Annotated in this window: 21 protein-coding genes and 2 riboswitches; of the genes, 11 read left to right on the forward strand and 10 right to left on the reverse strand. The window is 40.2% G+C overall.

Annotation, left to right across the window (positions count from 1 at the left end; all coding sequences use genetic code 11):
- Nucleotides 1-66 precede the first annotated feature (66 nt).
- Nucleotides 67-1,290 carry a copper amine oxidase N-terminal domain-containing protein gene (locus tag ACZ47N_RS09080; RefSeq protein WP_464888429.1) on the reverse strand — a complete coding sequence of 408 codons (1,224 nt, stop codon included), beginning with the start codon at nt 1,288-1,290 and terminating at the stop codon, nt 67-69.
- 66 nt (nt 1,291-1,356) lie between these two features.
- A complete protein-coding gene (locus ACZ47N_RS09085; protein WP_464886234.1) occupies nt 1,357-1,716 on the reverse strand; it encodes a hypothetical protein in 360 nt (119 codons plus the stop codon).
- A gap of 193 nt (nt 1,717-1,909) precedes the next feature.
- On the opposite strand from ACZ47N_RS09085, the gene ACZ47N_RS09090 reads away from it, so the two are divergent.
- The gene (locus ACZ47N_RS09090) at nt 1,910-3,634 is read left to right on the forward strand and encodes a sensor histidine kinase (RefSeq protein ID WP_464886235.1); all 1,725 of its coding nucleotides are present in this window, start codon (nt 1,910-1,912) and stop codon (nt 3,632-3,634) included.
- Here ACZ47N_RS09090 and ACZ47N_RS09095 read toward each other — a convergent pair.
- Together ACZ47N_RS09095 and ACZ47N_RS09100 are read right to left on the reverse strand one after the other, a co-directional pair.
- The gene (locus ACZ47N_RS09095) at nt 3,627-4,274 is read right to left on the reverse strand and encodes a response regulator (RefSeq protein ID WP_464886236.1); all 648 of its coding nucleotides are present in this window, start codon (nt 4,272-4,274) and stop codon (nt 3,627-3,629) included. The genes ACZ47N_RS09090 and ACZ47N_RS09095 overlap by 8 nt on opposite strands.
- Nucleotides 4,267-5,247, reverse strand: coding sequence for a hypothetical protein (locus tag ACZ47N_RS09100; protein ID WP_464886237.1), 981 nt, complete (start codon nt 5,245-5,247; stop codon nt 4,267-4,269). The genes ACZ47N_RS09095 and ACZ47N_RS09100 overlap by 8 nt, the downstream gene beginning before the upstream one ends.
- A 409-nt stretch (nt 5,248-5,656) precedes the next feature.
- Here ACZ47N_RS09100 and ACZ47N_RS09105 point away from each other — a divergent pair, with 409 nt between their 5' ends.
- Nucleotides 5,657-6,097 (forward strand): GyrI-like domain-containing protein, encoded by a 441-nt coding sequence (locus ACZ47N_RS09105; RefSeq protein ID WP_464886238.1) that lies wholly within the window; start codon nt 5,657-5,659, stop codon nt 6,095-6,097.
- Between the two features lie 172 nt (nt 6,098-6,269).
- On the opposite strand, the gene ACZ47N_RS09110 is transcribed toward ACZ47N_RS09105, so the two are convergent.
- Both ACZ47N_RS09110 and ACZ47N_RS09115 read right to left on the reverse strand, forming a co-directional pair.
- Complete coding sequence (locus ACZ47N_RS09110) at nt 6,270-7,157, reverse strand: acetamidase/formamidase family protein (protein ID WP_464886239.1); 888 nt, start codon at nt 7,155-7,157, stop codon at nt 6,270-6,272.
- Between the two features lie 105 nt (nt 7,158-7,262).
- Nucleotides 7,263-8,621 carry an MATE family efflux transporter gene (locus ACZ47N_RS09115; protein WP_464886240.1) on the reverse strand — a complete coding sequence of 453 codons (1,359 nt, stop codon included), beginning with the start codon at nt 8,619-8,621 and terminating at the stop codon, nt 7,263-7,265.
- 302 nt (nt 8,622-8,923) lie between these two features.
- Here ACZ47N_RS09115 and ACZ47N_RS09120 point away from each other — a divergent pair, with 302 nt between their 5' ends.
- The 9 genes from ACZ47N_RS09120 to ACZ47N_RS09160 all read left to right on the forward strand — a co-directional run bounded on the left by ACZ47N_RS09120 (nt 8,924) and on the right by ACZ47N_RS09160 (nt 22,179).
- Nucleotides 8,924-9,232: a hypothetical protein gene (locus ACZ47N_RS09120; RefSeq protein ID WP_464886241.1), complete on the forward strand. Its 309-nt coding sequence runs from the start codon at nt 8,924-8,926 to the stop codon at nt 9,230-9,232.
- A gap of 119 nt (nt 9,233-9,351) precedes the next feature.
- Nucleotides 9,352-11,022 carry a hypothetical protein gene (locus ACZ47N_RS09125; protein WP_464886242.1) on the forward strand — a complete coding sequence of 557 codons (1,671 nt, stop codon included), beginning with the start codon at nt 9,352-9,354 and terminating at the stop codon, nt 11,020-11,022.
- Between the two features lie 68 nt (nt 11,023-11,090).
- A riboswitch (cyclic di-GMP riboswitch) is annotated at nt 11,091-11,183 on the forward strand.
- 7 nt (nt 11,184-11,190) lie between these two features.
- Nucleotides 11,191-11,318: riboswitch (cyclic di-GMP riboswitch) on the forward strand.
- A gap of 122 nt (nt 11,319-11,440) precedes the next feature.
- Nucleotides 11,441-12,718, forward strand: a complete 1,278-nt coding sequence (locus ACZ47N_RS09130; protein WP_464886243.1) for a GGDEF domain-containing protein — start codon at nt 11,441-11,443, stop codon at nt 12,716-12,718.
- Between the two features lie 55 nt (nt 12,719-12,773).
- A complete protein-coding gene (locus ACZ47N_RS09135) occupies nt 12,774-13,385 on the forward strand; it encodes an ECF transporter S component (RefSeq protein WP_464886244.1) in 612 nt (203 codons plus the stop codon).
- Nucleotides 13,386-13,919, forward strand: coding sequence for a DICT sensory domain-containing protein (locus ACZ47N_RS09140; protein WP_464886245.1), 534 nt, complete (start codon nt 13,386-13,388; stop codon nt 13,917-13,919).
- Nucleotides 13,920-14,139: 220 nt separating this feature from the next.
- Nucleotides 14,140-17,223 carry an EAL domain-containing protein gene (locus tag ACZ47N_RS09145; RefSeq protein WP_464886246.1) on the forward strand — a complete coding sequence of 1,028 codons (3,084 nt, stop codon included), beginning with the start codon at nt 14,140-14,142 and terminating at the stop codon, nt 17,221-17,223.
- Nucleotides 17,224-17,474: 251 nt separating this feature from the next.
- Nucleotides 17,475-19,484: a methyl-accepting chemotaxis protein gene (locus ACZ47N_RS09150; protein WP_464886247.1), complete on the forward strand. Its 2,010-nt coding sequence runs from the start codon at nt 17,475-17,477 to the stop codon at nt 19,482-19,484.
- Nucleotides 19,485-19,756: 272 nt separating this feature from the next.
- A complete protein-coding gene (locus ACZ47N_RS09155) occupies nt 19,757-20,950 on the forward strand; it encodes a hypothetical protein (protein ID WP_464886248.1) in 1,194 nt (397 codons plus the stop codon).
- Nucleotides 20,951-20,991: 41 nt separating this feature from the next.
- Complete coding sequence (locus ACZ47N_RS09160; protein ID WP_464886249.1) at nt 20,992-22,179, forward strand: metal-dependent hydrolase family protein; 1,188 nt, start codon at nt 20,992-20,994, stop codon at nt 22,177-22,179.
- A gap of 69 nt (nt 22,180-22,248) precedes the next feature.
- Here ACZ47N_RS09160 and ACZ47N_RS09165 read toward each other — a convergent pair whose 3' ends face one another.
- The 4 genes from ACZ47N_RS09165 to ACZ47N_RS09180 form a co-directional block, all read right to left on the reverse strand.
- Nucleotides 22,249-22,632, reverse strand: coding sequence for an FMN-binding protein (locus ACZ47N_RS09165; RefSeq protein ID WP_464886250.1), 384 nt, complete (start codon nt 22,630-22,632; stop codon nt 22,249-22,251).
- Between the two features lie 106 nt (nt 22,633-22,738).
- Nucleotides 22,739-24,211, reverse strand: coding sequence for a flavocytochrome c (locus ACZ47N_RS09170; protein ID WP_464886251.1), 1,473 nt, complete (start codon nt 24,209-24,211; stop codon nt 22,739-22,741).
- A gap of 185 nt (nt 24,212-24,396) precedes the next feature.
- Entirely contained in the window at nt 24,397-25,299 is a 903-nt protein-coding gene (gene rsiV, locus ACZ47N_RS09175; protein WP_464886252.1) for an anti-sigma-V factor RsiV, read from the reverse strand.
- Nucleotides 25,299-25,805, reverse strand: coding sequence for a sigma-70 family RNA polymerase sigma factor (locus tag ACZ47N_RS09180; protein WP_464886253.1), 507 nt, complete (start codon nt 25,803-25,805; stop codon nt 25,299-25,301). Before ACZ47N_RS09180 ends, rsiV begins: the two co-directional genes overlap by 1 nt.
- Between the last annotated feature and the right edge of the window lie 49 nt (nt 25,806-25,854).

Raw genomic sequence — 25,854 nt, forward strand, 5'->3', positions numbered from 1 at the left:
TTACCCATAGTTTGCGATTTATTCATGAAAGAATTTCTCTTTCTGTGATAATAGGATGGTTCTATGTTATTTAGTATAGACGATAACAATTTCTCGGGTACTGTTGATCCAGTCGGCTTTGGCGTCCAGGTTTTCTGAAGCAAAACGTACTGGGACAAAGGTACGTCCCCCTTGAGAAACGGGTTCTACATCCATTTGAGCGGACACTCCGTTACGTCGGACTTCTTTATTGTTTAGCCACATTTCCACGGATTGACCCCGTGCATTCAAGCTGATTTTGCTTTCACTGCCTTCCCAACCCACATTACCACCCATGGTTTCTACGATGGCTCTAATAGGCACCATACTTCTTCCGGAGATGACAATGGGGCTAGTGCCACGCCCTGGATCAATTTCTTGTTCTTCACCATTTACAACCATCATCGGATTGTCCAACTGCAGAATAATAAACTTTTTTTCACTGCCCGCATGGGTAATCTTGGTGCCAGTTCTTCTGGAAAATTTGGCAATGGCATTTCCTAACTGCTCTTCAATTCCTTCCATTGGTCTTGCTTCTGCCAATACTGGCAGCACCGTATAATGATATTCGGTATTCGGTGCTACATTTACGTCCACAAAGCGTGTGGCGGTAATGTAAAAGTCGGTGACAGAGATGCCCAGGTCTTCTCGACTGGTAGATCGAAACACCCGATATCCCATAGCGTTGGCTTCACGGGACCATCCCATCCGTACCCCTGAGTCAAAAACTTCATTGTTGGTGTCTACCGGCTCAGTGACGGGTTGGGTAGGCTCTAGTTCTTCTTCCGTAGTTTCCGTTACTGGAGGAATGGGATCTTCCTCTATTGGTGCAGGTGCGTCACCCAAACGTTGGTAAGTACTAGTTCCTCTTTGTTTCTTTCCCGTAAATGGATGGACGGTGATGGAATTGATGACTATTGATTGGCCGTCATCCCGAAGGGTCAGTGTAGCTGTTTCTGACCATTCTACACGACGGTTCCCGGCCTGCTGAAAATACCCCAGGGAATCAAGGGACCATTCATATTCACTACTTCGGACGATATTTCGTAACTGTTGATCCCCCACCGATACAGGGTATATCCGCCAAGCCGAGTTGTTAATTTCCTGAAAAAACCCTTCGTCTCCTGTAATGAGAAGCACCTGCCCATCATTTCGCTCCCACAACCCATCAAGGGGCTGAGTGTCGGCTGATGCAATCATAAAACCTCCGCCAATCAGGAAGAGAGATGCCATTACAGCCACCAATAATTTCCATCCATATTTTTTATTCATCACTTTCATCCTCCTTTTTTCACTTGTTGAATTTTTTTTCATAATCATCCTAGTACCACCCTTGCATTAGGTTAAGTCAATAATTTTCGATATCTTCGAAGTCATTTTTAGTGCAACAATGGCTTCTTGACAAGCTTTCATTGTTTGGAATGGCATACTAGTCATAATCAACCCCCCTTTCACTCCATACACATGAAACGTATAATGACAAAAGGAATCTTCTTTGATCAGGAAACATGGGTAAGACAAACTTGTATCATCGACAATGATTTCAGAAATGTCACTGAATTTTCGAAGCTGGACAATACTGTCTTCCAATAATGATCGTTCCACATAGCTTTTTGATACAATGCAAAATTGATCTCCCTCTAAAAAAACAAAGTAGAATAGACCAGATGGATTCATTTTAATTTGAAAGACTCCCATTCTGATGGATCACCTCTTCCACGAAGGTTTGTGATTACCCATAAAGAAGCTATCTTTTCTGACTAGTTTCCCTTATAATAAGAATATAGAATTGCGTGTCATTTATATAGTGCCTATTGGCATATAAAAAGTCACACAATAGTAGCAGTAGTCATGTTTATGCTACTATTTTGTGACTCTAACGAGGTGACTGATGACTTTTACCCCTGCTCAAACCTTTGGAAAATATACGAACTTATCGGCAAACCTTTTGGCATCCATCGCAATGGTTATGGTAGTGTTGTATTTTTATTACCGTTCTAAGAAATCGCCCCTTCTTTTTGCCTACTTGTCAATTCTCGGTCTGTTGACTCTTTGGACTGTTTCTAAAATATTTAAAACCGTGACACCCAACGTAACCCTTCGTTGGTTTTTTGTAGTTATTCAGTATTTTGGCGTGCAATTTTTAGGATTTGCTATCCTTCTCTTTGCCATCCTTTATGCTGGCTATCCTATCCCTGGAAAAAAATGGATTAGCCTCCTTTTAATTCACCCTTTTGTCAGTTTTCTGATTGTTTTAACCAATCCTCTCCATATGAGCTTTTATTCTGTATTTACTTACAATCGTACCCGTTTTGGCTTCTTTTTTTTACCCAGTCAAATCATTCTTTATGCGTATATTATTATTGGAATGATCTTACTGGTTCGCAGATCATTCGAACCTAGCTTTCATCGAAAAAAAAGAATCATCAGCCGAATATTTGCTTCCTTGGCGATAGCGCCTCTGTTTATTAATTTCTACTACATTACTTTTAAACTCACAGATATCCCGTGGATCTTTCCTTTTCGTCCCTTTGATATAACACCAATAGCCATGGCTTTATCGATCACTCTTTTTGCTATTCCTGCCATAAAGTACAACTTTCTTGATATTTCCCGTTTGTCATATCATCATCTCTATCAACATATGAATCAGGGAATTATCCTCTTCAACCATCACCTTCAAGTGTTGGATATGAATCAGCTAGCAAAAGAAACCTTTCCATGGCTACAAACAAATGAACACCTATCCATTCTTTCTAACAAATTGTTTGGAAGGAATCAGCCCCATATAGAGGAAGCCTTGAACACTTTTATGGCACAAAAAGGCAAAAACCAACCCCCTCTCCTTACCTCGCATAATCAACTTTTCTATAAATGGCGCATAGAAGCTCTGGACGATAAGACATTTGCTTTACTCGTTATTGATATCAGCGAAATAGTCAATTTGCAACATGAGTTGGAAAATTTACAAGAAAATTTAGATAAGATTCACCAAGAATTGTTACTGTTGACAGAAAAAGAAAAAGCGCTGGCTATGTTTCGAGCCCGCGCAGTTATTTCTCAAAATGTACATGATATCGTTGGTCATAGTCTTACGGTTGTTATGGGAACTTTAGAGCTTGCTTTGCTAGAAAAAACCCTAGAAGGAATTGATGAAACACTTGCTCAAGGAAAAGAACTATTGCTGAACAGCCTATCCGATCTTCATCATTCTCTGTCTAACAGTGCTTGTCCAGACATCCCCAATCTTCTGGAAGCCATTATGAGTTTGGAAGGAACCGCATTGGCCTTGGATCTAAATTGCCATGGAAAACCGTTTCCCTTAGATTCCATGAAAAACCATGCGATCTACAGACTCTGCCGAGAAGCTGTTACGAACACCATGAAACACAGCCAAGCTACAACCATCCATATTTTCTTGCGTTACCAGCCAGACCAAGTTGAGATCTATGCTATTGACAATGGCGGTGGTTGCTCTTCCATCCAAGAAAGCCTGGGATTAGCAGGGATTCGGGAAAGAATCACCTTGCTTGGAGGAGATGTCTCTTTTGGAACAGTTCCAGGCAGCGGTTTTCATATCCATGCGAAGCTGCCCATTGGTGCACCATCTAAATAATTTGGTTCTTTAGTGCATAAATAGATATTTGAGTTCGGTCACTAAGACCAGTTTTTGACAACAATTGTGAGACTCTGTTTTTTATGGTTCCTTCACTGTAATTCAGTGCTATAGCGATTTCTTTGTTTGTTTTTCCCTCTGCAATGAGTTTGATCACTTGAATGTCGATGTTGGTGAATCGAGTCCCTTCTACTTCCATTTGAATACTCGAATTACAACTATGCTTATTCTCGATATTGAGTCCTGTCTCATAAATTTCTCGATGAACCACCATCATCTCATTAGCAACACAGTAAATAGAGGATAGGAGAGCTGCTGGCTTCATATTTTTGAGTAAGTAAGCATCTGCTCCAGCTAAAAATGCATTGTTGATACTAAAAGGATCTTCAAATGTTGTCAGCATCATAACTTTAACCTGTGGGTTAGCCAGCTTGATCTTCTGTAACGCTGAAAGGCCATCCATTCCAGGCATCCGGATATCCATCAAAACAACATCTGGGTGAAGTGTATCCACCCTCTTTAGGGCTTCCAACCCATTTTGAGCACAGCCTACCAATTCAAACCGCTCATCTGCACGAATGACTTGTTCCAGCATGGTTAAAAAAAGGATTTGATCATCTACTAATAACACCTTAATCATCTGAAATCACCTTATCTTTCGTAAGCATTTGCCTGACTACTTGTCGTATTTCTTTGTATAAGGAGCTTACTCCATCGATAAGAGAAGCCACTCGTTCTTTTTTTTCATCAATGTTCATCAGCGGATCTTTTTGTATGATTTGTATTTCTTGTATATACTGATGAATCCCTTCCACAATGCTCTGATTTACCTCTCTCAGCAGCAGATCTTTTTCTTTCTCAAATCCAAATTGATCCAATTTTTTTAGAGATGCATCTAGTTGATGGTTTAAATCAGAACGTCGCTTGTTGTGGCTTTTAATGGATTCAATTAATTCAATTTCATCGATTGCCTGATGGATCAACATAACAGTACCCACCCAATCCTTATCTTTATTAAAAACCTTGGATAATATAACATAGCTTTTATAGCTGGGGATTAATAACTTAAAATGATTGAAGGCTTGTTGCTGCTTGGGATGCTGAAAAAAATCATTCAGTTCTCTTTCTTGCGCCGCTGTCATTACAGATGCATGACCATTCAAGTATTCTTTCAAATTGGGCTTTTCTTTGCCCACAAACCCTTTCAATTCTCTTTCATTATCTTCAACTAAGCTAAAATCGCTATCATAGATATATACTCGATCTTGTATGGAATGAAAAACAGCTTTCAACATATCTGTTTTTTCTGATTTTATTGAAGGAAATGGCTGTTCTTTTCGATAAGCGATTCCCGCCATCCCATAAGCCATCATCGCCACTAGCAAAGAAAAGATCTGGATTTTTTGATGGGCGGTCCTCATCGGCAATTCCAACAGAACAATGATCATTAAGTGCATCATTAAAGAAATCACCATGGCAATAGAACCCAGATGAAACCATTGTAACCACTTTAAAGATCCATATTGATGATTCCATCGAAAGTTGAGCCAGAGGATCAACATAAGCGGAATCACTGCAAAAATGGCACTTAGCAACGATGTCATTGTATACATGGTTCACTCCACCCTTATTTTCTTCGGATGTTTCGCTCCAGATTCTTTGAATCCAGCAAGGTCTACTGGCTTAAGGTCGCTCATTACTTCTACTATGATGTCAATCACACCGTGGATCCTCCGAGTCTGTAGAATGTTGACAGACTGCCAGTATGAACACGGATCCATTTATGTCATTATTATAATTTATATTGGCACAATTGTAAAAGAGCAGTATTTGTCCTTTAGAGATATGATTCGGCAGATTAGTCATCAAAGAGCACAGAATGGCATATTGCTATATAAAGTTGACCTAAGGTATGAAGGTCGATATACTTAGCTGAAGAAGAGTAGTAAAGTTGAGTATGATATATGTTTGCTAGTTGATGAGGTATAATAGCCTTACCAAAATACAGGGAGGTTATTGAAAATGGAATACGAAATCGTTACACTGAAAGAAAAGACAGTGGTCGGAGTAAGTGAGAGGATCAGCAACAAGGATCCCCAAATGGGAGAAAAGATTGGCGGATTGTGGGAAAAGCTATACCAGGGTGGTGTGAATGCAACCATCAAGAATAAGATTAATGATCATGCCATCGGCCTTTACTCAGATTACGATAAGGATCAGTATTGTGTTACCGCAGGCAATGAAGTTTTGAAGGCGGAGAATGATGAGCTGACAGTGAAAACAATTCCTGCAGGTACCTATGCTAAATTTTCAGTACATGGTCACATGGTGAAAGCAGTAGTGGAAGCCTGGGAAGAAATATGGAAAATGGACCTGGACAGAAGCTTTACCGGAGATTTTGAAGAATACCTCAACAGCGACTGGGAAGAGGCCGACATTGATCTATACATCGCGCTGAAATAAAGAGAGAGTTTTTTGATGGGACGTCACTCCCTACATGATCAGAGGAAAAAAGGAAATGTCCCGGATGATATTCTGCGGGATCTGATTTATCGATCTCATCAGTTGATTTTAACGTCCCTGTCGAAAAAAGTGCAAAAGGAAATAATGGAAGAACAGTAGAACTATGAGTTAACTACTGAAGCGCCTTCAGGATGTCTTTGGACAATCCGAACCGGGCTGTCAGCAGCGGATCCACCACCTGGCAGATTTCCGTACTTCCAGCAGCACTGAGGAGCATTCCTGCCTCATTAAAAGAAAGACCCGTTTCTGCCATGATCCATTGATGCATATCTTCCGTAGCTGTTTTGACGGCTTTTAGCAGATCTTTGTCAGAGGCTATGGTGTAAAGGTGGGTATCGTTTTCTAGCATGGGGTTTTGCTGTTTTCGGTTTTTTAGAACGCTGACTCGAACCGTTACAGAACCAGCAACTTCCAGTCCAGTGACCATGATCTCTCCATCGCCGATAAGGCCATGAAGATCTCCTATGGAAAGTAGTGCGCCTTCCACCCAGACAGGCAGATACAGAATACTGCCGGTTTGGGTTTTTTTGTTATCCATGTTTCCGCCGTGATGATCAGGGGCACCACAGGGAATGGCACCAGTTTTGGGAGCTACGCCAATCACGCCAATGCTTGGTGTAATTGGAAGAGACAGTTTGTCATTGAATTTGGTCATACCATTTTCGATGGGCATCACTTTGATTTGGGAAGTTGTGACTTGATCTCCCAGGAGTCCTGCGCCGGGAATAGCCGCCATTACTCCTTGATTCCCAATGGCGATACTCAAGATTTCCACTTTCAGCACATCTCCAGGGGCAGCTTCTTCCACATAAAGAGGCCCAGTGGCTGGATTGATCTGCTCCCAGTTCACGCTGTCTATAGATTGGGATTCGTTGGTGATTTGGTTTTGGAAACAATCACAGGTTTCGAAAACTACTTGGCTTCCGCTGGATACAGACATCACTGGTTCGTTGTTTGCATCCATGGCATAGACGACCTGAGAGTTACGAATTTTATTCAAGCGAATTCCTCCTTTAGGTGTGTGGATTACTTTGCCTATTCATCAATGACATGATTAATTAACTGTATTGTATCTTACCATCAGAAGAAATAAAAGGAATTTTATTCATGCTTTTGTGGTAGAAGCAGCAACTAATTTTTTGATCCAACGGTTGGATTTGTATCTTTTTTGAATGATAATCCCTTGAATCACGGATTCAACAAATAATACACTAACTACCACTGGTAGTTCCCAACCGAGTACATTGGCGGCTACATAAGTAAGGGGAATTCCCACACACCACATTACAAGACCTTGGGTGACGGTACTGAACATGGCATCGCCACCACCTCGCAAGATTCCTACAATCATAATCATATTGACCATTCGAAGCGGAAAGAGAACGCTATGAACACGTAATACCGTTGTCACAAGCCATTTGACTTCTGGGGTGACATTAAACATATTGCTGAGAGAGGGAGCAATGAAAAATAACAAAACTCCCAATCCAACACCTACTTTCCAACCAAGAGCTCTTATTTTTTGGCTGGCCCAAAGAACCTTCTCTTGATTTCCTGCACCTACATCGTTTCCTATAATGACCAATGCGGAATAGGCTAATCCAAAGGCAATAACCATAAAGAGATTAATAACTGTGCTGCAAACTTGAATAGCAGCCGCTTGTGGGATACCTAGACGGGCATACAACCCAACATAGGTAACCATACCTAGGCCCCAGCAGGCTTCGTTACAAAGAATCGGCAGAGTTACTTTGTGCAAAATGTTTTTAGTGGCTGAGTGAAGATTGGTAAAATCTTTGAGGCCGAGGGTTAGCTCTGGTACTTGATGGCTCACAAAATAAATGAGCATCAAGCATTCTATACCACGGGCTACTAGTGTAGCAATAGCCGCTCCTTGTACACCCATTGGCATGAAACCAGCTCGCCCAAAAATAAGCATATAATTGAGGATGATATTGGTAATGAGTCCGATGACGCTGGCATACATTGGAATCTTAGTATGGTTAACACTTCTAAGTCCAGCGGCCAATACAAAAGAAATGCTGGTGAATAAATAGCCAATGAGAGTAATGTTTAAGTATACAGATCCGTGATAGAGCACACGTTCACTACTATTAAAGAGGCTGATAATTTCTTCTGTAAACATGTAGCCAGTCGTCACAAAAATGCCTGCGATGATTGAGGCATACATCAGGGAATGGGCAAGCACCTTTTTAATCTGCCTACGGTCATTGTGACCCCATAATTGAGCTATAAGGACAGCGGCTCCCCCTGCAATACCAAAAATAAAAAGTGAAAACAGAAAATAAAATTGATTGGCAATTCCTATTGCAGCTAACTCACTTTCTCCCACACGACCAATCATAAAAGTATCAATTAAATTAAGACTAGTCGTAATTAGATTCTGGATAATAATTGGAAGTGTGAGTGTTAACAAATAGCTGGTAAACGATTTTTTTTTCATGACCATTCTCCTTATTGGGAATTGACGCAAAAAAAAACATCCTTTGAGTTTTTTTCAAGTGGATGTTCTACACTTTGCGCCAGAGTGACCTGACCCGATTGTTTATTTATTTATAACTGATTTATAATACCATCATTGTAGAAATAAGTCAACTTATTTATCGACTAATAAACTTTGAACAATCGTTTATTGAAAGGAGTAAAGGAGTAACGTATAATGGATTATGAGTTTGATAGAAAGCGGTAAAGCTTAGGGCTTATCTTGCTTCATAGAGTGAAAATATAGGAGGAAGGGGGGAGAAATTGAAAATTACATTAGAGCACGAATCAGGAGTACAAAAACAAGTTAAAAAAGGTTTTTCGTGGACGACGTTCTTTTTTGGTTTTTTAGTGCCTTTAATAAGAGGAGATTTGAAGTGGGCAGCGATTATGTTTATTGTTGCTGCTGTGATTGCGCTTCCAACTTTCGGTTTAGGTGTTTTTGTGGTTGATCTAGTTTTTGCATTTATCTATAATAAGACTTATGCCAAGGAATTGTTGGAAAAGGGGTATAAACCAGCGACGGACAGTGATCGAGAAATGCTGGTGGAGTATGGTGTGTTTTCAAGCTAAAAGCAAGGTGGTATATTGAGTTAAATGAGTTTGATTATCAAGATGAATAGAACTGGCGTTTTTTAAGTGCTTTTTGTATGGTGGGCACATCTGTCATTTTATGCCGAAGGAGAGATCCGATGACCAATTTTTATGAAGAATTAGAGCTTAGTCAAGAATTATCTACGGATGCGTTACGGGAGAAGATTCAAGAAATTTATTCTGTGGCCTTGCGTAGGCTTAATAGTACGGTGGGAGATGCTGACCGTGAATATAATGTTCGCAAAACCCTGGAAAAAATTGAAGAAGCTTTGGCAGTCTTTGAAAATGATGAAAAACGCCAGTCTTACGATGAAAGATTGATGCAAGCTAGAGATAGATCCGGCTATTTGATGCATGAAAAAATTCAAGCCTATCCCACAGGGGAAATGGGGCATCCTAAGACGGAAAAAAATCCTAAGGAAAGAATTTTGACGGAAGAAGAAAGACATCAAGAGGAAGAGAACAAGAAGCTGCAAGAAATAATGTTAAAAAAATCAATAGCAGAAGCCATTAAAGAACAACAAGCCCAACAAACAGCACCCGTAGAAGTTTCTATTCAAAAAGCATCCAACTATGTGACGCGGGCACAACAAAGCTTAGAGGATGGCAAATTAAAAGATGCCTTTGATTTTATAGAGAAAGCATTGGATGAAGAAGCTACCTATGGACCAGCCTGGGAAACGCTGTTTTATTATCATGTAGTCAAGCAAATCAGTGAAGATGGTCATAGGTACCATGGAGGGCCATTTCAATTTCCTTTGTTTGGCGACGATGAAATTCCAGAATCATCTGCAGAGATCTCAGCATTTTCTGAGCACCTTGCAATGGAAGCAAAATATAAAGCTCTCAACGATCTAAGCAATGCATCTCTAAAGAAAGATCTTAAACAATTGGAAAAAATGAAGAGCATCCTTTCTGAAATCAACCAATGGCTGGATTCAGATGGAATAAAGCGAAGAGTGTATGCAGTGGCAGAGTATTATCAGCAAGAGTTGATGACAGGTGGAAGTGAATACTTAGCACAAAATGCTTATATACGAAAAGATGCTTGGAGTGCGAAGAAAAAAATGGAAGAATATTTTTTACCACATGAAAAAACAGAGATGCATCAGAGAGTCTTTGAAAAACTGAAACAAATCTGGATGGACAAATTAACACAAAATACAGACCAAGCACTTCGTATGGCAGAGGAAAAAAAGGAACAACGGCGGGTGCGGTTGAGATACTTTACTCCTGCACTAGAGAAATCATTACAGGAAGCCAAAAGAAGCAAGTCTTTGGTCCAACCCATGGTTGGTGTTATCTTGTTTATGATTGCCCTGCTTTTTCAGGCGATTAAATTAAATTATTATGGACTTGAGCTGGCCTATACGCTGGTTCAGTTCTATGACCAGGTACTGTTTTTTAACCTGGGTGTGGTGAAGATTATTTATCAAGCCATAGGGTCTGGAGGCATTCTTACCTTTCATGGTTCAACATTGTTGATAATGTTACTAGGATTTAAAGGGATTACAGCCATGCGAATTCCATATCTTGGGTATATTCAATGGGGTACGGTATTGTTGACATTAGCATATGCTATATATGGAGCTGCATGGCAAACCGCCTGGTCCATGGGTTTCTTCAATACGATATTTCTCACAGTTCTTTATGTATATCTGCTTAAAAACTGGGTTAAATTGTTTAAAATGGCGGCATGGGATGATCCAGTTCATATTTCGGGGAAATCCGTGACCTATTTAGAGAAAATTTTTGGGTTCAAGCGTTAAGTAGGCCTGGAAAAATATTTTTAGAAAATTTAGAAATATATGTTTAAGACTGAAGCTTATGGGTATTTTATTATTAAAGGCAGACTATTTGAAAAAATAGGGCGCAAAGTTACGACCTAAACAACAATTATAAATTGTTGCATGGTGGACGGACTACCTGAAAACCTTTCGGTATAATGGCAAACTATTCGAAAGAATAGGACGCAAAACTAAAGGGTCTACGTACAGAATAATCGAATAAAGAAATGAAGATTTCTTTAAAAAGATAGATCTGTATAGGATCGCCAGTAGCCGAGAAGGGTTTTTTGTTTTTTGCTTTTTTAAGAGGTTTCCCAATTCGTCTCATAGAATAGGACTGGCGGTTTATGTTATATTTCGGTATGATAATAGACAACTCTAATGGAAAGGGATTGACATTTTGAAAGGATTGCGCCAGTTTATCATTCGATTGATTCATCCATTGATACCCTTTGCTTTGGTTCTGCTCCTTACAAAAACAGTAAAAGGAATTTCTGACTTTCTAGATTCATGGCACTCCTTGCTTCTTCAGGTACCCTTATGGTTGTTATTTATTGGGGTGTTGCTTTCCTGGCGTTTTATGAAAAGCAATCGGATCTTTATTGCTTTGATCCTTGGAAGTTTTTACATAACGGTGATGCCACATGATCAGATACTCCCAACGTTCCTTCAGCAATTTTTGGTTTCCATGCCCCAGATTACTTTTCAAGGTTCATTGGAAGCAACAGACCCACGTATGTTTCTGTTGCTTCCAATGATGAGTGTGAACCTATTGCTTTTTTCCTGGGTAAAGGAGCGAGGGTTTTGGACCTTTTGGGGACGGATTAAAATCCTTTGCCTGCTTATTCAAGGCCTTAGCGTTGTTTGGATTGGGATTCGGTTTCCTACTTGGTTTCAACAAGGGATTCGGTGGCAAATGCCATGGTCTTTTGATGGTGTTTGGACTTTTTTGCCCCATGGAGCCTTGCTAGTAATGGGAATAGTTATTTTTGTTTTTGTGGTACGCTTGTTTCTGCGCCCCACCTGTCTTCTACATACGTTGCTCATAACTATTTTATTACTCCCTACCATGGCAACAACCACACCTATAAAGGCAGCCTTGAGCGGGTGTGTTATTGGAGGGCTGTTAGTTATTTCTATTCTTCATGAATCCTATGAGATGGCTTATATCGATGAATTAACACAGATTCCATCGCGCCGAGCCTTAGAAGCGTCTATGTTAAAGTTGGGTGGCACTTATAGCATAGCCATGCTAGATATTGACTTTTTTAAGAAGTTTAACGACCGTCATGGACATGACATAGGAGATGATGTACTGGCTATGGTGGCCAGAACTCTCTACCGCAACGCTGGAAAAGGGAGTGTTTTTCGTTATGGTGGAGAGGAATTTACGGTGCTTTTTCCAAACCAGTCCTTGGAACAGGTAAAGCCTCAATTAGAGCAGTTACGTCTTTTAGTAAGTCAACAAACCCTCACCAAGAAACCCTCCTCTAAAAACAACAAAAGGAAAAAAGGGAATAGCAAAGCCACAGGCCAAAAACTTCGAGTAACGATTAGCGTTGGAGCATCGGAAAAAAACGCTGCTTCTTCAACGCCTGAAATGGTTCGAACAGAAGCGGATAAGGCACTTTATAGTGCCAAGAAAAAAGGAAGAAATTGTGTGAGTGTGAAAACCTAGGGGCAGAGCTGTTTTATAGAAACTCTTTAGGGTATTCATGTATTGGCGAAGGGATGTGGAGCGACTGGAAAGAAATACTTTTTCAACTAAAACATTGGTGTGGTTATCAAATCTTTCTGCTTTAGGCTTCGTATTAATGATTATGAACACGGCGTTGCCTTTTTTTCCAATGTTTTTACGGATCGATTTAGGCGATTTGCCGGTTTTGATTGCATATCGGGTATACGGTTTAAAAGCTGGTATATCCGTAGCCTTTATGAAAAATGTTCTACATCTTTTTTTATCTCAAACCCTTGGAATTGGAGAATTGATGAATTTCACCCTCTCCGTCACCTTTATACTATGCTTATATTTTTTATCAGAAGGAAAGATAATTAGAAGAACAAGTAGAAGGACATTATGGAGAATTATATGTTTAGGGTTAGCCAGTATTACTACAGCCTTTGCAGCAGTGATGGCGAATTACTTTATAATGCTTCCGTTGTATGAAGTTTTTTTAGGTATTACACCAGAAATGATCTTATCGATGGCGAAGGTATTTAACCCCACCATTGATGGGTTGTTTGGTTATTTTATTTGGATCTTGTTTCCTTTTAATTTACTGAAGTTTGGCGTCTTAGCAGCAATCTATTATTTTATAGAAAAAAACTTAAGGAGCGTGGTGTAAATGAAAGAAGTATCATTGTATGAAGAACTTTTTGGTGACATTGATGGTCCAGTTGAAAAATTAGAGGATGACGCGACGGAGGCTAAGGTATCCATTACAAACATTAAGTACGAAACAAAAATACCAAATTTAGAAAAAATGTGTTATTTGATGGAGAGCGTCGTACTGCAGAAACAAAGGGAAGGGACTGTATATGCAGGGTTTCAGAAAATTTCTAGAGCGGAAGCCATATGGGATCGCTACTTGAAAATGGCAGATAATGTAGATAAAATATATGTTTTTGGCGAAAAAGATAAAGCACTCGCCCCTCATCCTAAGATTGAGATCGTTCCATTGAAACCGGGGCATCCTCTTATTAGGGAATGGTTTTTGGTGATGGATATCAAATTTGGCAAGAATATGATGACCGCCTACGATTTAGATGGGTTTGGTGTTTATCAAAATGAAAAAGATCGAAACTTTCGTGGTGGAAAAACTGTGAATAAAGAAACTGTTGAAAAAGCAGTTGGGATTTTAAAAAAAGCCATGGAGTAAAGAGAAAAGGATTTCCAGTGAGGAAGTCCTTTTTTTTTTAGACTAAATTAGGATCAACGGCAGTTTTATGAACAAAAGAAATGCTTTTGTGCCTACAGAAAAAACTTACGAAAGCTTTAGTTTTGTGATATTATTGGTCTGTAAATAAAGGATTCATTGAAATCAGAAAACGTAAGCATCAGGATACAAGGTGAACGTAGTATGAAGGGAGACCTTTACCATGGCTAGCCTGTTCTCAACAGGATTACTTTTGACAGCTACGTTTTATATTATTTTTGGAGTCTATACGCTGACGCTGAATCCCAAGGGATTACTGAATCGCTTGTTTCTTGTGGTGTCCTGCTTACTTGCCATTTGGTCCTTTTCCTTTGCCTTTGCCCATACATCGCCTAATGTTCATAGGGCCATTTTTTGGTTTCGCTTGGGTAGCTTGGGCTGGGGGGCTGTACACAGTGTATTATTACACTTTTTTTTGGTGTTGACTGAACGGAGAGAACTATTAAATAAAAAATGGATAAAATGGATGTTGTATCTGCCTGCTGTGGTTACAGTTGGACTATTTGGGGCAGTTACACCATTGGTAAGCCAACACTACCAGCTGGTTCCTACGCCCATTGGTTGGGCTAATCTGGCAGAGACAAGTCTGGCAGATCTTTTTTTTCATGCCTATTACCTATCTTTTTCCTTAGTAGGCCTTTGGAGTCTTTGGACATGGGAGAAGATAAAAAGACATTCGAATGCAAGGAAGACAGCTTTCTTAATTAGCGTATTTTATGGGCTTGCCTTACTATTGGGGACTGTGACAGATATTTTGTTGAATCGATACTATTCTTTTGAAATTCCACAAATGGGTTCTATGTTTGCCTTTATGACAACAGTTGCTTTCTTTTATGCGGTGAAAAAGCATGGACTTATGAATACGATGCCAAAACCCAATGCAGCTGCAGAAGGGGAAATACTTAGTGAACAAAGACGAGTGCAGTTTTATGGAATATTAGGAATTGCCTTTGTCCTAGGCAGTGTTTTGAATTATGGGAACCATCTTTCTGGAGAAACCTCTTTTTTAACAGCAAATTTATTTAGTTTAGCTCTGTTTTTATTCGGAACCTTCATCATGATCCTTCCCCACTTATCTTGGTCCAATCAATTAAAAGAGGTGGTCATGATGACTCTGGTGACGATCTCCATTCCTCTTACGATGCTGAACTACCTCCATTCTTCATCTAGTAATATCATATGGCCAGCACCGCTTATTTTCATGATGATATCAGCTGTTTTCAATAGAAAAAACATGCTGGTGATGGTGACGGGATCAGCCATTGTTAGCCAGCTGTATGGTTGGTATAAGGTGCCGTCTCATATGGTGCTTGTCAATTCAAGTGATCATATTTCAAGGCTGAGCATTTATTTATTAGGTGCTTTCGTGGCTTTCTATGTGAACCGTATTTACCTTAAACGATTGCAAGAAAATGAAGATAAAACAAGGCTTCAACGAATGATAGCCGAATTATCTTTGGATTTTATTAGCGTTAGCCCAGAAACATTGGATCAGCAGATTGATGCCTTGTTAGAAAAATGCGGTACATTTTTTGAAGTGGATCGATGTTATCTTTTTACCTTTTCTGAAGCTGGAAGCATGGTAACCTATACCCACGAATGGTGTGGAGAAGGCATAGAGTCAGGGATGGATAAGGTGGGTACGTTTCCTGCATCCGCATTTCCTTGGTGGATGCACCAGCTTGAAATCAATCACTCTGTTTACATACCAGACATACAAAGAATGCCATTGGAAGCACAGGCAGAAAAAGAAATCCTAGCCATACAAAATATTCAATCTTTATTGTCGCTCCCTGTCAGCAGTCAGGGGAAAATCAAAGGCTTTCTTGGTTTTGATTCTGTAAAAATGAAAAAACAATGGCAAGCCGGGCATCGGGAAGCCTTGCAAATTCTGGCGAACCTCTTATCGGATGCGTTGATAAAAGTAAATGCAGTCAATGAAATTAGCCAAATGGCTTATTACGATAGCCTTACGGGACTCGGTAATAGAAGAATGTTTAAACAGCGTTTAACAGAAGCTGTTTCCATGGCGGAACGCAGTGGTAAAATGATTGGTGTGTTGTTTTTGGATTTAGATGGCTTTAAGACGATCAATGATACCATGGGCCACGAGAAAGGCGATTTATTGTTGCGAAATGTAGCCAAAAGAATCTCTGCAAAAGTTAGGGAACATGATATTGTATGTCGTTTTGGTGGCGACGAGTTTGTGATCATGTTTTCTCAAATTGAAAACACAACTCAAATAATGAAAGCAGCAGAAAAAATAATTGATGCGTTTCAGAATCCAGTATTCATAGAAGAAAGGAAGTTTTTTGTCACTGCCAGTGGTGGTGTTGCTGTTTATCCAACAGACGGTTTAGAGGCAGATACACTTATAAAAAATGCAGACCTATCTATGTATGCATCAAAAGACCAAGGGAAAAATCAAATTAGCTTTTGTACAGCGGCTATGAAAGAACAGATAAAGGAAAGGGCATCCCTAATGCGACATTTGCACTATGCATTAGAAAGAAAGGAATTTATCTTGCATTATCAGCCTCAAGTAAATGTTGCTACGCAAAAAATAGTGGGATTAGAGGCCTTGATCAGATGGAATCATCCAGAAAAAGGCCTAATACTCCCAGGAGAGTTTATTTCTTTGGCGGAACAAACTGGTTTGATCAAGCCAATAGGGAGATGGGTCTTGGAAACCGCTTGTCGTCAAGGAAAAGCCTGGCAAGAAATGGGATTCGGAAATATGTTTATGAGTGTGAATTTATCCGTGGAACAACTTCGAAAAGATAACTTGGTAGAGGTAGTAACACAATCTTTGGAAGAGACAGGACTGGATCCTTCTTTGCTGGAGCTAGAAATAACTGAAAGCATTGCCATAAAAGAACCAGACTATATTATAAAAACCCTGCATGATCTCAAAAAACTAGGGATTACCATTTCGATAGATGATTTCGGAACGGAATATTCTTCCTTGAGCCGGTTGAGAGAATTGCCTATTGATCGAATTAAAATGGCCATGCAGTTTGTTCATGCCATCACGAAAGGACCCAAAGATGAAGCGATTGCAGGTGGCGTTATTAATTTAGCTAAAAGCATAGGCCTCAGGGTGATTGCAGAAGGAGTGGAAATTGAAGAACAACTTGCATTTTTAGCAGATAAAATCTGTGATGAAGCTCAAGGTCACTATCTCTATCATCCGATGCCAGCAGAGGAAATAGAAAAAATGTTTGTTAAATACTGGGATGTTGGCTAAAGAAATGGTCGGAGGTTTTTTTAGGACCTTTACAAAGAATCATCTGAATAAATAGGTCTTTTAGCTTATTTTATGAAAGTGCATGTTTGGAATGAATATTTTAGGAAGCTATGGTGTATAATATAATTCGCATGTAAAATGTTGGAATTAAAAAGTAGACATGGATTTCCATGCCAAAGGGAGTAAATCCGTTGAAGCACAAAGGGGTATAATGAGCAAACAAGAAAAAGAATGGGAACTGGAGGATGGTTATGAAGTCGATTAAGGTGAGATTGTTAACGGTTTTTACGTCATTGATTGTGGTACTGATTGCAACAACTGGATTTTTTGCTTTGAGAATGGCGGAAAATGCTTTGATGGATAATGCTTTTGAAGAAGTAGAAACCGTTGCGACATCAGAGGCGAAATACGCACAGGCATTAATTGATGGGCAGTTAGCTTATATGGAAGGTTTGGCGGAAAACCCAATGGTTTTAGATGAAACCTTGTCTTGGGAAGAACGCAGTGAGTATATGATGAAAGAAGCACAGCGAGCAGGATACGATGCTTTTGTTTATGTGGAACCAGATGGAAGTGCGCGTTCCATGGATCATGTGGATCAGCAAGGAAATGTTGGACAAAGAGACTACTTTCAGCAAGCCTTAGCAGGCAGATCTACGGTATCCGACGTATTGGTAAGCATCGAAAGTGGCGATATTATTTTTAACTATGCAGTGCCGATTCAACAGAATGGTCGCCAAGCCGGGGTATTATATGGCAGGCGTTCTGCCCAGGCGATGTCAGATGTTGTAAGAGATTTTGAGTATAACGATACCGGTTTTTCTTATATCGTAAACAAAGAAGGAAGAATCGTTGCAGATCGAAATACTGATATGGTGCTGCAGCAGGTAAACCTCTTAGAAGAAGCAGAAAAAGATGAAAATCAAAGCCAACGAGCAGCGGTTTTAAGAGAGATGCTACAAGGGGAAGCGGGTTCGGGGGCATACCCTTATCAAGGAGTAGATCAAATTTTAGGGTTTGCTCCTATTGAAGGAACCCCTTGGATTATTGCAGTTGGAATTCATACAGAAGAAATATTAGAAGGGATGGGAAGCTTGCGAAAGGCTTTAATGGCAGCAGTTTTGCTATCGGTTGTCATCGGCATAGTGATCACTTATGTTGTGAGTGCCTCTATTGCCAAGCCTATTCTAGCCACCACAGCAGCCATTGAAAAATTTGCAAGGTTAGATTTTGCTAAGGATGAGAATCAAGCAGGCTATCGATATTTAGGTAGAAAAGACGAAGTAGGTGTGATGCTAAACGCATTGGTTCGAATGCGCATAAGCATCAGTGAGTTCATAGTAAAAACAGCGAATTCTGTGGAACAAGTAGCGGCTGCCTCTCAAGAACTAACAGCCACCAGTCAACAATCTTCCATGGCAGCAAATGAAGTAGCTAAAACCATTGAAGAAATTGCAAAGGGAGCTACAGATCAAGCCAAAGATACGGAAACCGGCGCTGGTCATGTGGAGGAGCTAGGTCGCTATATTGAGTTGAATGTTTCAAAAATGGAAGGCCTCAACGAATCCGCCTCTAAAGTAATCAGCTCAAAAGATCGAGGAATAGAGACATTAAAGGACGTATTAGAGCAAACAGAATCCATGAAAACAGCCATTAAAGAGATTGAAACCATGATTCGGGAAACCGATGATAGTAGCCAAAAAATCACAGAAGCAAGCAAAATGATTAGCAGCATTGCGGAACAGACAAATTTACTAGCCTTGAATGCAGCAATAGAGTCTGCACGAGCTGGAGAAGCAGGGCGTGGATTTGCAGTCGTAGCAGAAGAAATACGAAAGTTGGCAGAGCAATCTAGCCAGTTTTCTCAAGACATAGGAACCGTAGTAAACGAGTTAACTGTCAATACAAAAGAAGCCGTTAGTTCCATGGAAGAAGTAGAGGAGGCGGCAAATAGACAAGATTCCGCCATTAAAAACACGAGTCATAGCTTTGATGAGATAGAAGGAGCCATAAGCGTAACCTTAGGTTCTATTGAAGAATTGAATGAATCAACGAAGTCTATCGAGGGCCAAAAGGATGCTATTATATCAGTGATAGAAAACCTATCGGCTATAGCGGAAGAAAACGCCGCAAGCACAGAAGAAGCCTCGGCTTCCGTAGAAGAACAAACCGCTTCTATGGATGAAATTGCGAACTCCAGTAGCGAACTAGCAACCATTGCCCAGGAATTGCAGGAAGAAATATATAAGTTTAAGGCATAAAGATCAAAAAGAACAACCTCTGCATTAGCCAGAGGTTGTTCTTTAATATAAGGAAGAAAAAAAGGAGAGCCATCCTTTTGAAGGGGATAGAGAAGAACGGAGAAGCAAGATTAGGAACATAGACTCAAGAAAAGAAACTAAAGAAGATGTTGCGAAGGAACTGAGAAGGGTGTTATAATACTCAAATTAGTATCTTTTAGAAAAATTGATTTTGAAGTAGATGCACAGAGGGAAGACTAATTATAAAAAGGAAAAAAAGGAGTGAGTCATCTGTGGGAGGCTTGTTGGCATTAGTGGTGGTTTGTATTATTTTTGCGATAGGAGATTATGTATCGATTAAGACAAAAGCTATTTGTTCCATGATGTTTGTATCCTCGTTAATCCTGTTAATAGGTTTTTGGGTTGGACTACCAACCAGCATTTTTAATGATGCTGCCTTACTAGGAATTGGAGGGATTTTAGTTGGATTTTTGATAACGCATATGGGAACTTTAATGAATTTAGAGCAGTTGAAAAAACAATGGAAAACTGTGGTAATAGCCGCAGGTGCGGTCATAGGAATTGGATGTTTTGTGGTTTTCTTGGGAACTCCTTTATTAGGACGAGAATATGCAATAGCAGCAGCACCGCCTATATCAGGTGGAGTTGTAGCCGCCATTATTATGGGCGAAGTGGCAGAGGCAAAAGGATTAGAAACCTTAGTTGTGTTTACGGCTTTGCTAGTGGTGGTACAAGGTTTTTTTGGGTATCCAGTAGCATCTGTTATGTTAAGCAAGGAAGCTAAAAGAATTGCAGCGCTATTTAAAGAAAACAAGCTACCCTTTCAGGTGGATGAAAAGATAGAAATGGAAGATGTTATCCATGAAAAGCCAGCGTCCAAATACAAACTATTTCCACCAATGCCTGAGAAATTTCAAACCCCTTTTATCTATCTTGCAAAGCTAGGAAGTGTGGCGTGGTTAAGTTACGTGATCGCAGATTTTACCAATGACGTGGTACATAGGTTGGTTATATGTCTAGTGATGGGGATATTAGGAAGAGAAATAGGGTTTTTAGAAGAAAATATTATGGTGAAAGCCAATGCTTTTGGGTTGGCTATGGTAGCGTTAATGGCGGTTATTTTTGCAAATTTAGTGAAGGCTACGCCTGAAATGGTTTTGTCTTTGTTGGTTCCGATGGCAGTAAGCTTAACCTTAGGGGTTATTGGTATTGCTATAGCAGCAACTATTTTTGGGAAGTTGGTGGGCTATAACAAAGAAATGGCTATATCTATAGGCGTATCTGCTTTATTTGGTTTTCCGGGAACTTTTATTATTTCGAATGAAGTTGCCAATGCTATAGGCGAAACCGAAGAAGAAAAGAAGGCGATCTTGGATGAAATACTGCCTAAAATGTTGGTAGCAGGTTTTGTGACGGTAACCATTGCATCTGTGGTGCTAGCAGGGTTTATGGCAGGTATGCTATAAAGACAGATATTATAATGACAAAGAAAGAAGGAGAGAAAAGCATGAAGACCACATTGTTTACGGGAGTTACCATAATAGACGGAACTGGAAGAAGGCCCATGGAAAATGGAGCTATGCTGGTGGAAGAGAATAAGATTAAAAAAATTGGCAGTAGAGAAGAAGTGCTAGGGGATCCGTCTACTCATGTGGTAGACTTAGGCGGGAAAGTCATGATGCCTGGCCTAATCAATGCACATGTGCATATTGCCATGGAACCCGTAGGAGATCCTTTTTCCTTAATGCTAAAAGAATCCCAAACTAAAACGGCGATCAGAGGAATACGAAATTTACAAAAACAGCTACAATCAGGAGTAACCTACTTTAGAGATTTAGGTGCAGTGAATTATATTGACTTAGAGCTTCGAAAGGCTGTGACAGAAGGCCTTATACAAGGGCCAGACTTTTTAGCTTCTGGAAAAGTCATTGCTATGACCGGCGGCCACGGATGGCCAATGGGGCGTGAATGCGATGGGATTGATGAAGTGAGAAAAGGAACAAGAGAACAGCTTAAAGCTGGTGCAGATTTAATTAAAATTATGGCTACAGGCGGAGTAATGACCGATGGCGTAGAACCAGGTTCTCCCCAACTAACCCTTGAAGAAATGAAAGTTGCCGTAGAAGAAGCAAAAAAAGCTGGCAGAAAGACGGCTGCCCATGCTCAAGGAGCTACGGGGATCAAAAATGCAATTCTAGCTGGAATAGACTCTATTGAACATGGAATATTTTTAGAGGATGATATTATTGAACTGATGGTTGAAAAAGATGTTTATCTGGTGCCAACCCTTGCGGCTCCCTATTGCATTATTGAAGCTGGTGAAGAAAATGGAATTTCATTACAAGCAATTGAAAAATCCAAACGCATTATGCCAACCCATGTTGAAAGTTTCCAAAAAGCAAGAAAAGCTGGTGTTAAAATTGCTATGGGTACAGATGCAGGAACGCCTTTTAATCTTCATGATAAGAGCGCATTAGAGTTGAAGCTAATGATGGATGCTGGAATGACAGCTATGGAAGTAATTGTGGCTTCAACAAAAGTATCGGCAGAACTTCTGGGCATAGAGAGAACACATGGGACATTAGAAGAAGGAAAAGCAGCGGATTTTCTAGTGCTACCCGAAAGTCCCCTTGAAAACATAGATGTTTTTTATGGGATGGAGGCTGTGTATAAGAATGGAAAGCGAGTAAAATAATATAACGGAATAAAAAAGACCTGTCTATGAATATTCGTAGACAGGTCTTTTTTTATGTCATAGCAGCATTTATGATTGAGACAGTGCATCTTCTACAGCGTCTAGAAGTCCTTGACTTGATCCAGTCGCACCTGAAACAACATCAATTCCTTCGATGCTTTGGTTTTCAATAATTTTTTCGATAACCGCATCAAAAGCACCATCGGCAAGGCCTGGGGTATCGGAGGACTCCGTTACTTCGATGCTTTGGATAGCATCTTCTAGCATTTCAACTTCTACAGTAATGGTGCCAGCATAGCCTTCGCCCGAACCTGTCAGCGTATAAGGTTCAGAAGCTGGGGTTTCTTCTTCCGTGGCAGTATCGCCACAGCCTGTGAAAGTGATGGCTAAAAGCAAGACAAAAGCCACAGCGATGCCAGTTTTAACCTTTGGTTTTTGAATAAAGGATAACATTTTAATCCATTCCTCCTCAATTGTTTTCATAAGATACCTAATTTTTATAAAGGCGACCCGCCTTTAAGAGTTCCGAAGGCGGGCCACTAAGAAACAAAGACTATTCTTATTGGGCTGCAGATTGACCTGCAATACGTCCGAATACAATAAGATCTGTTAATGCATTTCCGCCTAGTCGATTTCCACCGTGGATTCCACCAGTTACTTCGCCAGCTGCAAATAATCCAGGAATCGCTTCTCCGTTTTCATCTAATACTTCTGCATTAGGAGAAACATGAACGCCTCCCATTGTATGGTGTACAGCAGGACCTACTTCGATTAGGTAGAAAGAAGGACCTTCAAGACTAACAGGCATATCACTTCTACCAAAAGCCTCATCAGTTCCAGATGCCACCGCTTCGTTATAACTGTCTACAGTTGCTTGCAATACTTCTAGATCCATTTCCATTAAATCTGCCATTTCTTCTAGGTCTTCCGCTTCTGTAACAAGTTCTCTTTCGATGTAACCTTCGATAGCGCTTAAGCTTTCTCGCACTTCTTCACCAAAGAAAAGAAATCCAGTCTGACCTTCTTGAGCTAAAGTAGCTTCTGATACGACATCACGGGTACCCATTTCATCCGTAAAACGTTCACCAGCACGGTTAATAAGGATAGCTCCATTTCCTCGTACGGCTTCAGTAATCATGTAACCAATTTCTGGAACCACTGTAGGATGAGTTTGAATTTCAATCATGTCTACTAAATTAGCTCCAGCTGCTTGAGCCATAGCGATGCCTTCTCCTGTAGCTCCAGGATGATTCGTAGTTCCAAATCCTTCTAATCCTTCATCTAAATCAGCGATCATAGTTGTGTTGGCACCAAATCCACCAGTTGCTAAAATTACAGCGTCTGCAAAGATGGAGTAAGTTTCACCTTCTTCGTTTTCAACGAGGACACCAGTAACGGCTTCATCGTCTTTTAAAAGTTCAACAGCAGCAGTGTTAAGGAGAATGTCGATTTCTCTCTCTGCACATGCTTCCTGCAATACTTGAACTAAATGGCCACCTACAGGGGCACCACCAGTTGGTCGATGGGTACGATTATTGGAAGAACCGCCTAATCGTCCTACGTCTGATAAGTCAGCGCCAAGTTCGATAAGCCATTCTACTGCTGGTGCTGCTTGGCTGGTAAGAATTTCAACCAGTTCAGGATCATTTAACTCATAACCACCAGTCATAGTGTCTTCGTAGTGAGTAGAAGCGTCATCCTCAATGTCTAATGCTTCTTGTGAAGAAGTACCAGCAGCGTTTAATCCACCAGTAGCACGGAGGGTGTTTCCGCCAGCTAAAGGCATTTTTTCAATAACAATTACGTCTTTTCCTGCGTCGCTGGCTTCGATGGCAGCAGCTAAACCTGCGCCTCCTGCACCGATAACCAGTACTTCTGTGTTGAGATCTACTGCTTCCTCTACAGCGGCTTCCTCTGTTACGTCTTCTGCTACATCTTCAGCATCATCTGCTGTGCTTCCGCATCCTGTGAAGATGCTTAAGGTAAGCAAAAGAGTTAGTAAAAGGGCCAACCATTTTTTGTGATTCTTCATTGTGTAATTCCTCCTCTTTTCTTGTTGGTTAACATTCAACCGAAAATTATTATATAGATCAAATTCATATTTGTCAATTTTTCTCAATATTGACATTCTTTCGTCTTTGTCTAGAGACGTTAGATTAAAGTAGAAAAGAGAAGAAAACCCACCTAAATTAGTGGGTTTTCCGAAAGCGGTGGATTTTATTTAAGGTATGCATCGCTGACTAAAAGAGCTTGGAGTAGGCTAGTAGGAATTTCGAATTCCACAACCCCCATGTAGCCAGGAGCTACCTCATATTTATCAAAAGAGATAACAAGTGTATGGTCTTCGTTGATATAGAAATTTTGGTGAGGATCAATTTCTTGGAATACATCAACTAGATCTGGTTCTTCCATGATTTCCTCAATCCAGTAAATATTATTAGGGTCTTGACTATGTTTTGTTATCATTTCTTCTTTGACAAATTGGCTAATGACTTGGATATATTGTTCATCTTTAAATAAGCTGGGAAGGGTGATCAATACTTCTTTGTTGGTATCAATGGTGTCGTATTGATGGGTAGTAGAAGAAGAGCCAATAGTGTTAACGACTGTACGGCGAATAGATAGAATCTGTTCATTATCCGTAACGATTTCGTAATCACTATATACACTGAGGTGGCCTCCACCAGCTTCTTCCATTTCTTCCATATCCTTCATAAACTGCTGATAGCGTTCCTGGTTATCCTCAAGATACTTTTTGTTTAGGGTCGCTTCGAGGGATTTGTTTTCTAGGCCTTGGATGGCAGGGGTTGAGATGTCTGCCATATAGCGGTTTTCATCAAATTGATAATCTTTAATAGTAAGGACTTGCACCACCCGATTTATAAGAGGTACCTCTGTAAAAGAAGCAGCAAAAGCTGGGCTGCTGTTGAGGGCCACAGTAAAGAGAACTGTGGCAGCTGCAGCGAGGGTTCCAGTTCTTTTAATCATTTTTTTAAAGCGGTTTCGCTGTTGTTGCTTTCTGCCTTGCTGCAGTCCCTTTTGGATTCTGCTTTCCAGCTCCGGTGGAATGGGTGGATTCATATATTCTTTTTTGATGGATTCTAAGGATTCTTTGTTCATTATAAAACCTCCTGATCTTGTTGGATTTCCAGTCGAAGCATTTTTAGGGATCGATAAAGACGACTTTTGATGGTGTTAATATTTTCGTTTAATACATCAGCAATTTCTTCGATTTTTAAGTCTTCGAAAAATCGTAGGATAAGAATGCTGCGATAGTGATCTGGCATGTCTTGTAAAGCTCGCTGAAGATCAATGTTTTCATAGCGATCCTCAGTTCCTTGATCAAAAATATCCAAGGTTTCTTCATCCATAATAAGCAGTCGTTTCCGTTTTCGTAAAAAATCCAGCGCCGTATTGACTAAAATTCGGCAAAACCAAGGTTTGATTTGCTGAATATTATGGAGGGAGTGTATGTGCAGAATGGCTTTACAGGAAGCTTCTTGGATAATATCCAAAGCATCCTCTTTATTTCGCACATAACTGTAGGCCAGGCGATAGTGCATCTTTTGGTTGTCTATCAAGTAAGACTCTATTTTTTTTTCAAGCGTGGGGTTGGTTTTGCTCATTTGTTGCTCCTTTCAAAATAATTGGTGCGCACCAATAAACTTAGACATA

It is taken from the genome of Tindallia texcoconensis (assembly GCF_055383815.1).